10 protein-coding genes are annotated in these 12,429 nt (G+C 63.9%); 8 read left to right on the forward strand and 2 right to left on the reverse strand.

All coding sequences use genetic code 11. From position 1 onward, the window contains the following. The first annotated feature begins 199 nt into the window (after positions 1-199). On the forward strand, positions 200-616 hold the full coding sequence (locus MQW23_RS04865; RefSeq protein ID WP_252106682.1) for a ribbon-helix-helix domain-containing protein: 417 nt from the start codon (positions 200-202) through the stop codon (positions 614-616). A 33-nt stretch (positions 617-649) separates the two neighbouring features. After that, positions 650-1,843: an extracellular catalytic domain type 1 short-chain-length polyhydroxyalkanoate depolymerase gene (locus tag MQW23_RS04870; RefSeq protein ID WP_252106683.1), complete on the forward strand. Its 1,194-nt coding sequence runs from the start codon at positions 650-652 to the stop codon at positions 1,841-1,843. A 76-nt stretch (positions 1,844-1,919) separates the two neighbouring features. Here the strand turns inward: MQW23_RS04870 and MQW23_RS04875 are convergent, their stop codons facing one another. Beyond that, complete coding sequence (locus MQW23_RS04875; RefSeq protein ID WP_252106684.1) at positions 1,920-3,860, reverse strand: exoribonuclease II; 1,941 nt, start codon at positions 3,858-3,860, stop codon at positions 1,920-1,922. A gap of 217 nt (positions 3,861-4,077) precedes the next feature. Between MQW23_RS04875 and MQW23_RS04880 the strand changes: the two genes are divergently transcribed. After that, positions 4,078-4,875: an HAD family hydrolase gene (locus MQW23_RS04880; RefSeq protein WP_252106685.1), complete on the forward strand. Its 798-nt coding sequence runs from the start codon at positions 4,078-4,080 to the stop codon at positions 4,873-4,875. A 46-nt stretch (positions 4,876-4,921) separates the two neighbouring features. On the opposite strand, the gene MQW23_RS04885 is transcribed toward MQW23_RS04880, so the two are convergent. Beyond that, positions 4,922-6,574 carry an OFA family MFS transporter gene (locus tag MQW23_RS04885; protein ID WP_252106686.1) on the reverse strand — a complete coding sequence of 551 codons (1,653 nt, stop codon included), beginning with the start codon at positions 6,572-6,574 and terminating at the stop codon, positions 4,922-4,924. Between the two features lie 303 nt (positions 6,575-6,877). On the opposite strand from MQW23_RS04885, the gene MQW23_RS04890 reads away from it, so the two are divergent. From MQW23_RS04890 to MQW23_RS04910, 5 genes are all read left to right on the forward strand, one after another. Continuing rightward, the gene (locus tag MQW23_RS04890) at positions 6,878-7,600 is read left to right on the forward strand and encodes a response regulator (RefSeq protein WP_252106687.1); all 723 of its coding nucleotides are present in this window, start codon (positions 6,878-6,880) and stop codon (positions 7,598-7,600) included. After that, positions 7,600-9,069 carry an ATP-binding protein gene (locus tag MQW23_RS04895; protein WP_252106688.1) on the forward strand — a complete coding sequence of 490 codons (1,470 nt, stop codon included), beginning with the start codon at positions 7,600-7,602 and terminating at the stop codon, positions 9,067-9,069. The genes MQW23_RS04890 and MQW23_RS04895 overlap by 1 nt, the downstream gene beginning before the upstream one ends. A 277-nt stretch (positions 9,070-9,346) precedes the next feature. Next, positions 9,347-10,561, forward strand: coding sequence for an ABC transporter substrate-binding protein (locus MQW23_RS04900; protein WP_442908583.1), 1,215 nt, complete (start codon positions 9,347-9,349; stop codon positions 10,559-10,561). 62 nt (positions 10,562-10,623) lie between these two features. Beyond that, positions 10,624-11,538, forward strand: a complete 915-nt coding sequence (locus tag MQW23_RS04905; protein WP_252106690.1) for a carbohydrate ABC transporter permease — start codon at positions 10,624-10,626, stop codon at positions 11,536-11,538. Continuing rightward, positions 11,531-12,409 (forward strand): carbohydrate ABC transporter permease, encoded by an 879-nt coding sequence (locus MQW23_RS04910; protein ID WP_252106691.1) that lies wholly within the window; start codon positions 11,531-11,533, stop codon positions 12,407-12,409. Before MQW23_RS04905 ends, MQW23_RS04910 begins: the two co-directional genes overlap by 8 nt. Positions 12,410-12,429: the final 20 nt, after the last annotated feature.

Below are 12,429 nucleotides of genomic sequence, written 5' to 3' on the forward strand. Positions count from 1 at the left end.
TCGCTTAGCCTAGCGAGAAAACAAGTCAGTTATGCGACAGCGGTGTCGCTTGTCGCTTGTCGCTTGTCGCATCGAGCTCGTTTCATTACCGCCGTTACACCGAAAGATCTTGCTTATTGCTTGATTGAGCCTAATATAACATCCATGCGGATGGTATATGGATTCCTATCGCCATCTTTAACGTGGAGAGGGGCTTTTTATGAGCGTTCACGAGCTGCGCCGCAAGACCGGCGACACCAGCGAAAAAATCACCATCAATCTGGGCGTGGTCGATTTGGGGCAGATCGATCTGCTGGTTCAGGAGGGCTTTTACTCCAATCGCACCGACCTGATCCGCACGGCAATCCGTAACCAACTGGCAAGCCACGCCGAGGTGGTCAAGCAGACCGTGTCGCGCAAGGCCTTCGTGCTGGGGCTTACGCACTACAGCCGGGCGGATCTGGAAGCGCTGCAGGCGGCGGGTGAAACCCTGCAGATCCAGGTGCTCGGCATGGCGACGATCGCCGACGATGTCACCCCGGAGCTTGCCGCCGCGACGATCGAGTCCGTCGTGGTGCTCGGCGCCCTGCATGCCAGCAAAGCGGTCAAGGCGGCGCTGTCAGGCCGCATTCACTGATGTATTCATCGATGTATCCTTGAGGTATCGATCATGATCGACGCAACCCGTACCCAGCGAATGCAAGAAGCGACGCGGCTTACCCGCGCCGGAAAGCTCGATGAGGCGATGCGGGTATTGCAAGGGGGCGCGCCTGGCGCCGACGACCCCGAGCCCGCGTCGACTGAAACCGGTAACGTGTTTGATAGCACCTGCGAGGTGAAGGCGCGCATCTTCGAGCCGTTCGAAGCACCGCGCCAGCCCCACGCCTTTGATTGGCGCCAGCAGTGGGCCAGTATGAAAGGTGGCGCGACGAGTGCTGACGATGCGTCCGAGCACCTGGCGCCGGCCACCCCCGGCACCTTCACCGCCGGGCGCTTCGCCAACCGCGTCGGCGCACGTGACTACAAACTCTACACGCCGAGCGGCTATCAGGGTCAGCCGATGGCGCTGGTGGTCATGCTGCACGGCTGCACCCAAAACCCGGACGACTTCGCCGCCGGCACCGCCATGAACCAATTGGCCGAAGAGCAGACGTTTTGCGTGCTTTACCCGGCCCAGCCGGCAAGCGCCAATACCTCGAAGTGCTGGAACTGGTTCAAGGCCCAGGACCAGGCGCGCGACGGCGGCGAGCCCGAACTTCTAGCGGGCATGACGCGCCAGGTTTTGGACGCCTATCATCTTGACGGCTCGCGGGTGTTCGTGGCCGGGCTGTCCGCAGGCGCGGCCATGGCGACCACCTTGGCCATGACCTATCCGGAGCTATTCGCCGCCGTAGGCGTGCACTCGGGGCTGCCCCACGGCGTTGCCAAAAGCCTTCCGGACGCGCTGGCCGCGATGCAGGGCGGGCAGGGCGCCACCGCCGTCACTAAACGGCAGGAGTGCCGCGTGCCGGCCATCGTTTTCCACGGCGACCGCGACACCACCGTGCATCCAAAAAATGCCGAGCGTGTGGTGGCCCAGTACGCCGCGAGCCGGCTTAGCGCCACGACCGAGCAGGGGGCGTCCGGCGCCGGCCAGCGCTATACGCGCCGGGTACATCGCGACGATCAAGGGGGGGGCAGGCTGGAGCAGTGGACGCTGCACGGCGCCGGCCACGCCTGGGCCGGGGGCAGCGCGGCGGGAAGCTATACCGACCCCAAAGGGATAGAGGCGAGCCGCGAAATGCTGCGCTTTTTCTTCGCCCAGCGTAGCAACGCAGAAAACGACCCGGCGGCTTCGAAGCCGTCTCGCCACGCAACGACCTGACCCGACGAGGCGAGTGTCAGGATATAAAAAAACGGCGGCGCCCTGGGGCGCCGCCGTTTTCGCGTTTCAACACCGTTTAGGCGGCGGGCTTGGCCACCAGCGAGCGGGTCTCTTCGCGGGCCTCGACGAGCTGAACGCGCAGGGCGTCGCCGAGCTTGTAGCGCTCCTCGCTCTCGATCTGGATGCGGCCTTCCTTGTCGTCGATCACGACCTTGTCGCGGTCAGCGTGCATCAAGGGCGCCGGCACGAAGGCGGTGGCGCCGTTGGCCAGCAGGCGCACGCGCATGCCGCCGCGGTTGATCGCCATGATCTCGGCCTCAAAAACGTCCTGGTTCTGGGCCGCCGGAGTCAAAAAGCGCACGTAGAGCCAGTCTTTCACGTCACGCTCGGCCATGCGGTTCAGCCGGCGGCGCTCGGTGAGCTGCTCGGTCAGTGCCTGGCTCGCTTCGGCCGGGGCCTGCTCGCCCTTTAACACGCGCTTGATCAAGCGGTGGTTGACCATGTCGCCGTACTTACGAATTGGCGAGGTCCAGGTGGCGTAGGCGGCCAGCCCCAGGCCGAAGTGCGGGCCGGGCTGGGCGGACATACTGGTAAAGCCCTGGAAACGGCGCAGGCGGGCGTCGAGCCAAGCGTCGTCGCGGGATTCGAGCGCGCGCTTGAGATCCTTGTAGTGGTCGAGCTCGGTCAGCGCCTCGAGGGCCACTTCGATCTCCTGACCGGCGAGGAACTCCTGAGCGGCTTCGGCCTTTTCCGGCTCAAACGCGCGGTGCACGTTGAAGATGCCGTGGCCGATGTTGGCGGCCAGATAATCTGCGCAGCAGGCGTTGGCGGCAATCATCGACTCTTCGATCATGCGGTTGGCGATGCGGCGCTCTTCGGTGTTGATCGCCAGCACGTTGCCCGCTTCATCGAGCTCGAACACGTAGTCCGGGCGATCCTTGAACACCAGCGCGTTCGCGTTACGCCAAGCGGTGCGCGCCTCGGTCAGCGCCTGGAGCGCCTTGAGCTGCTCGGCGATGTCATCCGCCGGGGCCCAGTCGCCTTCACCGTCGATCCAATCGGAGACCCGATCATAAGCAAGCTTGGCGTGGGACTGCACGTTGGCAGCGAAGAAGCGGTAATCGCCCAGGCTTCCGTCAGCGTTGACGGTCAGCGTGCAGGCCAGCGCCGGGCGTGTCTTACCTTCCCACAGCGAGCAGAGATCGTCGGCCAGCTGCTCGGGCAGCATGGTCACGTTCTGGCCCGGCAGATAAACGGTGAAGGCGCGCACCCGCGCTTCCAGATCCGCGGCGTGCTCTTCGTCGACGTAGGCCGTCGGGTCGGCGATCGCCACCGACAAATCCCAGCCGCCGTCGTCGCGGGTGGTGATGCGCAGCGCATCGTCCATGTCCCTGGTCTTTTCACCGTCGATGGTGAAGAAGGGCTCACTGGTCAGGTCTTCACGCTCAAGGCCTTCCTCACGCAGCGGCCAGTCGCTGCCGGCCTCCGGGCTTGCCTGCTCGAGCGCGTGACGGGCCAGCGTCACGCGCCAGGGCACCGCCGGGTTGTCGGCCTTGGCCACCAGCTCATCGATCTGGGCGAAAAAGCCGCGGTCGTTCTCTTTCAGCGGGTGGCGCACCAGACGTGCCACGACCCAGTCGCCGTCTGCAATCGTCGATTCGTCGAGGCTGTTTTTGATGCGCGACTTGATGACGTTGCGAATCGAGGGGTGGTCCGGCACCACGGCCAGGCGGTCTTCGCGCTTTTGCACGCGCGCAACGAAACGGTCGAGGCCGGCTTCGATCAGCTTCTCCGGCTCGACGGATTTCTTGTCGCCGTTTTCGTGAATCACCGCCTCGACCCGGTCGCCGTGAATCACCTTTTTCATGGCGGGGGGCGGCACGAAGTAGGAGTCGCCGCCGTCGGTTTCGAGAAAGCCGAAGCCTTTCTCGGTGCCCTTGATCACGCCTTCGGCGCGCGGCGTGGTGTCACGAATCTGTTGCTTGAGCTGAGCCAGCACGGAGTTATTTTGCAGCATGAGTTCAATCAGTTGGCGAGAGTAGCCTGCCACTATACGGATTCCCGCCCACCGCGCCAATTGCCCAGCGAGTCGATATCGCCGGGGGCTCGCAAGGTCAATGACTTACCCGCGCCTTTGATAATCGGTTAAGCTTGCCAGCCGTTTGACGCGCGCGAACATCTGACCAGAACCTTCAATAAACCCTCTCGTTAACGCCCTCGACCAAGGAGCCACCATGACCCCCCGGCTGATTGTTTCCGACCTGGATGGAACGCTTTTGGGCAGTGATCACGTGCTGCACGAAAGCACCATCGAGGTGCTGCGCGCGCTCACCGAGCAGGGCCACCAGCTCACGCTCGCCTCCGGGCGCCACTACCGCGACATGAAAGTGTTTCGCGACGAGCTGGACGTGCCGATGCACCTGATCAGCAGCAACGGCGCCTACACCCACGCCCCGGACGACACTCTGCTCGCGGCCCACCACGTCGACCCGGATAAGGCGCGGGCGCTGATCAACCTCGACCGGCCGGCCAACGTGCGCTTGAGCCTTTACCTGGACGACGCCTGGTATATCGATTCCGAGTCGCCGGGGCATTTGGCGATGCACGCCGCGACCGGCTTCGTCTATCAGGTGGTCCCCGCCGACGAGATGCCGGTCAACGGTATCGGCAAGGTGCTGTACGGCGGCGATCCAAGCGAGCTCGCCCGCATCGAGGCGAGCGTTCGCCAAATCGGCGGGGATCACTTGCACGTCACCTACTCCACGCCGAATTCGCTCGAGATCATGGCCGGTGGGGTGAACAAGGGCGTGGCGCTTGCCGCACTGCTCGAGCGCCTGAACCTGAGCGCCGACGAGTGCCTGGCGTTTGGCGACAACCTGAACGACGTGGAGATGCTTGCACTTGCCGGCGAGGCGCATTACATGGCCAACGCCCACCCGGAGATGGCCGGGCGCCTAGGGCGCGGGTGTCAGATCGGCCACCACCACGAAGCGGGGGTGGCCGAGCTTCTGCGCGAGCGTTTCGGGCTCTAGGCGATCAGAGCCCGGGCGGATGGCGACTCTGGTCTAGAACTGTGGTCTAGAAGAGCGCGGCGGCCTTCGCCAGCGCGATATAGAGCCCGATCAAAAACGGCACCCCGACCGCAAGCCAGGCCAGCACGCCGCGCGCGCCGAAACGCCCCCGGGCGGCCTGGTGGGCATCACTCGACACGCTCGCTTCGTTTTGCAAGGCGCGTTCGCGAGCCAGCTCTTCTTCTGACATGTGCAGCGATTGATCGACCGGGCGCACGAGGCTATTACATACGAGCCCCACGGCCAGCAGCCCGGCCATGATGTAGAGCGTGCGGTCGTACACCAGCGCCGGCGCAACGCCTGCGTCGAGCTGGGCTTCACGAATGAGCGTGATCACGATCGGGCCGATCAGGCCCGCAGCGGTCCAGGCGGTGAGCAGGCGGCCATGAATGGCGCCGACCATCTGGGTGCCGAAGATATCGGCAAGATACGCCGGCACCGTGGCGAAGCCGCCGCCGTACATGCTCAAGATCACGCAGATGGCGATGACGAACATGCCGGCCATGCCCCAGTGCCCCCAGGTGGGCAGCGAGCAGTAGGTAATAATCCCAAGGACGAAGAAGACGTAGTAGGTGTTCTTGCGCCCGAGCTTATCCGAAAGCGAGGCCCAGAACAGCCGACCGACACTGTTGAACAGGCTGATCAACCCCACCAGCCCTGCAGCGGCTGCGGCAATGGCGGCGCTCTGAGCGCCGGTCAAGGCAGCGCCGGTGTTCTCGAGCCCTAACAGGGCAGGACCGAAAACGTCCTGAAGCATGGGGCTTGCCATCGAGATGACCGCGATGCCCGCGGTGACGTTCAAGAACAGCACCGACCAGATCAGCCAGAACTGCCGGGTTTTCCAGGCGTTGCGCAGATGAACGTGACCCTGGGTGATCATGGTGTTGCTCTGCTGTTTGGGCGAGGGCTGCCACCCTTGTGGCTTCCAGCCGTTGGGCGTGACGCGAAAGCTCAAAGCGCCGGCGCTCATGACGATGAAGTAGATGACGCCCATTGTCATCAGAGTAAGTGCGACACCGTTACCGCCGTTGTCGGCGTACAGCCCCATTAGCCATACGGCCAGCGGTGCGCCCACCATGGCGCCGCCTCCGTAGCCCATGATCGCAAAACCCGTGGCCATGCCGCGCCGGTCGGGAAACCATTTGATCAGCGTCGAGACCGGCGTGATGTAGCCAAGCCCCTGACCGATGCCACCGAGTACCCCGCAGCCCAGATACAAAAGCCACAGCTGGTGGGTCATCACGCCAACCCCGCCCAGCACCAGCCCCCCGCCCCAGCAGAGCGCGGCGATGGCGCCGGCCTTGCGCGGCCCGGCATGCTCGAGCCAAGCCCCCCAAAGCGCGGCGGAGATACCCAGCATGGCGATGAAAATACCAAAGGTATAGGTCACATGCCCCACCGCCCAGTTGCAGGTCGTGGTCGTTAGTGCCTGCAAGAGCCCGATATCGCCACAGCTGGCAGCGGTCTCGGTGGAGGGCAGCAGGGTGGACATGGGAATCCAGAACACCGAAAACCCGTAGGCCATGCCGATACACAGGTGAATCGCGAGCGCGGAAGTCGGCACCAGCCAGCGGTTGAACCCTGGACCGGCGATGGTGTTTTCGCGCTCGAAAAAGCCAGGGCGTGCCCCGGCGGAACTGGCGGTAGTGGCAGTACTCATTCGTAATCCTTGATTGTTGTTAAAAGACGAGCGGTCGAGCAGCCTTTATGAAGTGTTGTGCCTATTGTTGCCGTAGTGAAGGGCACCCCAGCGCCGCTTCAGTTAATTTTAAGACGCGGCGCGCCACAACTAGCCAATAGTTATATGAAGGTGATTGCATATGAGAATCCAACGGCCTGCGAGCGCTTTGCAGCGCTCAGAGCGGGCCAAGGCGTCTACCACCTTGGTCGATAGCCGCTTGTGATGAACCGGGCTCTCCACCATTATCGTGGCCCAACGATAATGAGCCGGAACCCGCTTATCATGACCACATCGAGTGACTGCATCATGGTCGTCGACGACGATCCGGAGATCCGCGAGCTGCTGGCGGATTATCTGGGCCGCCACGGCTACCGGGTACAGACCGCCGACGGTGCCGATTCGCTGTTCAAGGCGCTCGAGACGAGCACGCCGACCCTTTTGATCCTGGACGTGATGATGCCCGGCGACGACGGCTTCGCCATTTGCCGCCGCCTGCGCCGCCAGGGGGATCTGCCGATCATCATGCTCACCGCCAGTAGCGATGACACCGACCGCATTCTGGGTCTCGAACTCGGCGCCGACGACTACGTAGCCAAGCCGTTCAACCCGCGCGAGCTTCTGGCACGCATCAAGGCGGTACTGCGCCGTGCACACGCCCCGGCGCCGGCCAGCGTCAAAGACGCCCGGGTAGTACGCTTCGGCGCCTGGCAGCTCGACCGCACCACCCGTGAGCTGACGGACGAGCGCGGCGTTCTGGTCGCGCTCTCCGGCGCCGACTTTCAGCTTCTACAGGTATTTCTCGAGCGCCCGGCGACGGTGATCACCCGGGACGATCTTTATACGCTCACCCGCGGGCGCGACGCGCCGCCGTTGGATCGTTCCATCGACGTTCACGTTTGCCGACTGCGCCAGCGCTTGGGCGAGGACGCCCAGCACTCCCAACTGATTCGTACCGTGCGCGGGGCGGGCTACGTGCTCACCGCCCGGGTCGATGCCGTCGGGTGATGACGCTGAAACGGCTTCTTCAACGCCTGCTTCCGGCCACGCTTCGCGGGCGCTTCGTGATCATCATGATCGCCGGGGTGCTGGCGGCCCAGGCGGGCAGCTACGCGCTTTGGAGCGCTCAGGTGCGCGCCAGCCAGCTCGAACAGCTCGACGAGCTATCCAACAACATGGCGCAAAGCATCGCCTCGACCATGAAGTACTTTCGTTCGCTGCCGGTGGACTATCGCCATATCGTGCTCGACCAGCTGCGCAACATGGGCGGCACACGCTTTTTCGTCAGCGTCAACGAGCGGCGCATCCCGGTGATCGATATTGGCGACGGCCCGGAAAAGGCGCTGGTGGTGGACAACGTCCACACCATTTTGACCCGCGAGCTCGCCATCGACGATGTCGTCGTCGAGTTCTCGCGCCCGGACACCCTGCGCCTTTTCAATAACGAGGTGCTGCTGCATGATCTGCCGCCGCGCTGGGGCCAGCACAGTCTCTTGATGGAGCCGCTGTCGCCGCCGATTCTGGTGGTACAGCTCGAACTCGCCCCGGATATGTGGCTCTATGTCGCCACCCTGCTCGGCGTGCCGGACATTTTCAATGCCAGTGCCTGGCTGTCCGAGGAGCGCCTGCTGGTGGGGATTCTGGTGCTGATTAGCGTGCTGGGGCTCTCGCTTTTAAGTATCAAAAGCGCCACTCGGCCGTTGGCGCGACTCTCGAGGGCCGCACGCCAGCTCGGTGATGATTTGGACAGTCCACCGCTCAAGGAGAGCGGCCCGAGAGAAGTCGCCGCCACGGCGGCGGCGTTCAACCGCATGCAGCGGCGCATCCGCGATCAGGTCGAGGAGCGCGAACGGCTCTTTTCAGCGATCTCTCACGATTTGAAAACCCCGATTACCCGGATGCGCCTTCGCGCTGAAATGCTCGACGACCCGCGCCAGCGTGAGCGCTTTTGCGCTTCGCTCGACGAGCTTTCCGAGCTGGTGAAGGGGGCGCTGGCCTCGGTCAAAGGGCTCGACCTGCACGAGGCGCCGGTGGCCACGGATATCGGGGCGCTGGCGCTTCATCTCGCCACGGAGCTTCGTTTGCAGGGTGGCGATGTCGAGATCACCGGCCAGGCCGCGCCTTTGGTGGTCAAGCCGCTGGCGATCAAGCGCTGTCTTTCGAACCTTTTGGAGAACGCGGTATTCTACGGCCAGCACGCCCGGGTCGAGATCATCGACGCCCCGGAGCGCGTGACGATTCGCCTTAGAGATGCCGGCCCCGGCATCGAGGATTCACAGCTCGACCGGGTCTTTTCGCCGTTCGTGCGCCTGGAAGCCTCGCGCAGCCGCCACACCGGCGGCAGCGGCTTGGGGCTCGGCATCGCCCGCCACATCGCCCGCGCTCACGGCGGCGATATTACGCTTGCCAATCATCCCGCCGGCGGGCTCGTCGCCACGCTGACGCTTGCCCGTCAGGCCAATGTTACCGGCTTGTAATAAAGCGCCAACACTTTGTAGGAAAGCGATACTCCCGTTTGCCTGCCCGGCGGCGTACCCTCACGTAAAGGGCACGCTCGAACGCGGCCCCATTGTTTTAAAACAGCCGAACGTCTTATAACAGTCGACCCGCGCCGCACTCGGGGCGCCGACAATAACAACGCCAGGAGTCACCATGTCCACTTTGCGTCTACCTGCTTTGCGTCTACCAACTCTGCGTCTGTCTACTCTGCCTCTACCGACGTTGCGCCAATCCGCCCTCGGCCTTGCGCTTTCGATGGCCGCCACCACCTCGGCCCAGGCAAGCGATGTCGAAGTCCTCCACTGGTGGACCTCCGGCGGCGAGGCCCGCGCGGCCAACGTGCTCAAGGAGCTTTTGGAAGCCGAAGGCTACGGCTGGGAAGATTTCGCCGTGGCCGGCGGTGGCGGTGAAACCGCGATGACCGTGCTGAAATCCCGCGCCATGTCCGGCAATCCGCCGTCGGCGGCCCAGATCAAGGGCCCGGAAATTCAGGAGTGGGGCGAGCTTGGGCTTCTGGGCGATCTCGACGACGTCGCCGCCGAGGAGAACTGGGACGCGCTGCTGCCCGAGGTGGTCGCCGACATCATGCGCTTCGACGGCCATTACGTGGCGGTGCCGGCCAACGTGCACCGGGTGAACTGGCTGTGGGCCAACCCGGAGGTGCTGGACGCCGCCGGGGTCGAGATGCCCACGACCCTTGACGAGCTGTTCACCGCCGGCGAGGCGATTCGCGAAGCGGGCTTCGTGCCATTGGCCCACGGCGGCCAGGCCTGGCAGGACGCCACCGTGTTCGAAAGCGTGGTGCTGGGAAGCCAAGGGGTGGATTTCTACCGCCAGTCGCTGGTCGAGCTCGACCCCGAGGCGCTGGGAAGCGATCAAATGATCGAGGCGCTTGAAACCTTCAAACGCCTGCGCGAGCTGATGGACGAGGGCATGCCCGGGCGCGACTGGAACATCGCGACCAATATGGTGATCGAGGGTGACGCCGGCTTTCAGCTAATGGGCGACTGGGCCAAGGGCGAGTTCACCGCCGCCGGGCTCACCGCCGGCGAAGACTACCTGTGCGCCGCCGCACCGGGCAGTGAAGACGCCTTCTCGTTCAATATCGACAGCCTTGCCATGTTCCGCGTGAACGACGACGGCGAGCGCGAGGCCCAGCAGGCGCTGGCGCGACTGGTACTCGAACCCACTTTCCAGGAAGCCTTCAACCTGGCCAAGGGCTCGATTCCCGCCCGTCCTGATCTCGACATGAGCGAGTTCGACAGCTGCGCCGAGCAGTCGCTGGCGGATTTCCAGCGCACCGCTGAAACCGGTGGTCTGGTGCCCAGCATGTCCCACGGCATGGCCGTACGCGCCGACGTACAGGGCGCGATCTTCGATGTGGTGACCAACTACTTCAACGACGCCAACATGCCCGCCGACCAGGCCGCCGAGCGCCTGGTGAGTGCCGCTCAGATGGCCTCGTTCTAAGCGTTTCTTGATGTTCGCGCCGCCGCCCGGCGGCGCGCCTTGCTGACCGGCGAGATTTCCCCATGACACACTCGATTTCACCGAAGGCCCGGCGGCCGACGGCGTCCGGCCGACTGCAGGCGTGGCTGCCGCGGCTGGTGCTGGCGCCTTCGGCGGCCGTGATCCTGTTTTTCGTCTACGGCTTCATGCTCTGGACGTTCGTGCTGTCGCTGACCAGCTCGCGCATGCTGCCAAGCTACGACTTCGTCGGCTTCGGGCAGTACGCGCGGCTGATGGCCAACGACCGCTGGTGGGTCGCCTCGACCAACCTGATGATTTTTGGCGCGCTGTTCGTGGCGGTGTGCCTGGTGATCGGCGCTTTGCTGGCCATTTTGCTCGACCAGAAAATCCGTCAGGAGGGGGCGCTGCGCACCGTTTATCTCTACCCGATGGCGCTATCGTTCATCGTCACCGGGGTGGTGTGGAAGTGGCTTTTGAACCCGCAGCTCGGCATCCAGGCGATGGTGCAGGGCTGGGGCTTCGAGTCGTTTCGCTTCGACTGGATCGTCGATCCGAACATGGCGATCTATACGCTGGTGATCGCCGCGGTGTGGCAGGCCTCGGGCTTCGTGATGGCGCTGTTTCTAGCGGGGCTTAGGGGCATCGACGACAGCATCATCAAGGCCGCCCAGCTGGATGGGGCGAGCCTGCCGCGCATTTACTGGCGCGTGGTGATGCCGTGCCTGCGCCCGGTGGTGTTTAGCGCGGTGATGATTCTGGCCCACATCGCGATCAAGAGTTTCGATCTGGTGGTGGCGCTGACCGGCGGTGGCCCGGGCTACGCCTCGGATCTGCCTGCGACCTTCATGTACACCCACGCCTTCAACCGCGCCCAGATCGGGCTGGGCTCCGCCAGCGCCATGCTGATGCTGGGCGGGGTGCTGGCGATTCTGATTCCCTATCTCTATTCGGAACTGAGGAGCCGCCGCCATGGCTGATGCCATTCGTCGCCAAACCGTCGGCGCGCGCCTTTTGCGCGGCGCGCTCTACGCCGTTTTGATTCTGGCCGCACTTTTCTACGCGCTGCCGCTTTTGATCATGCTGATCACCTCCATCAAGCCGCTGTCCGAGATCACCGCCGGTTCGCTGCTGTCGCTTCCGCAAAATCCGACGCTCGCGCCCTGGACCAAAGCCTGGGGCGAGGCGTGTACCGGCATGCGCTGCGAAGGCGTGGGGGGCTACTTCTGGAACTCGTTTGCCATCGTGATTCCGGCGGTGCTGATCTCGACGGCGGCTGGCGCGCTCAACGGCTACGCCTTGACCAAGTGGCGCTTCAAGGGCGCGGAAATCGTGTTCGCGCTGATGCTGTTTGGCTGCTTCATTCCGTTTCAGGTGGTGCTGCTTCCCATGGCGCAGACGCTTGGCTGGCTGGGGCTTTCAAGCTCCCGGGCAGGGCTGGTGCTGGTGCACGTGGTGTTCGGCATCGCCTTCACGACGCTTTTTTTCCGCAACTTCTACGTCGGCATCCCGGATGAGCTGGTGTCGGCGGCGAAGCTCGACGGCGCTGGGTTCTTTCGCATTTTCTGGCGCATTCTGCTGCCGGTATCGGCGCCGATCATCGTGGTGTCGATCATCTGGCAATTCACCCAGATCTGGAACGATTTTCTGTTCGGCGTGGCGTTTTCAGGCCACGACACCCAGCCGGTAACGGTGGCGCTCAACAACCTGGTGAACACCTCGACCGGCGTTACCGAGTACAACGTGAATATGGCGGCGGCGATGATTGCTGCGCTGCCGACGCTGGTGGTTTACGTGCTGGCGGGCAAGTACTTCGTGCGCGGGCTGACCGCCGGTTCGGTCAAGGGTTAAGTACTCAACAATAACGGGAA

Origin of the sequence: Halomonas sp. S3-1-1 (genome assembly GCF_023757625.1) — a bacterium.
GTDB lineage: Bacteria > Pseudomonadota > Gammaproteobacteria > Pseudomonadales > Halomonadaceae > Vreelandella.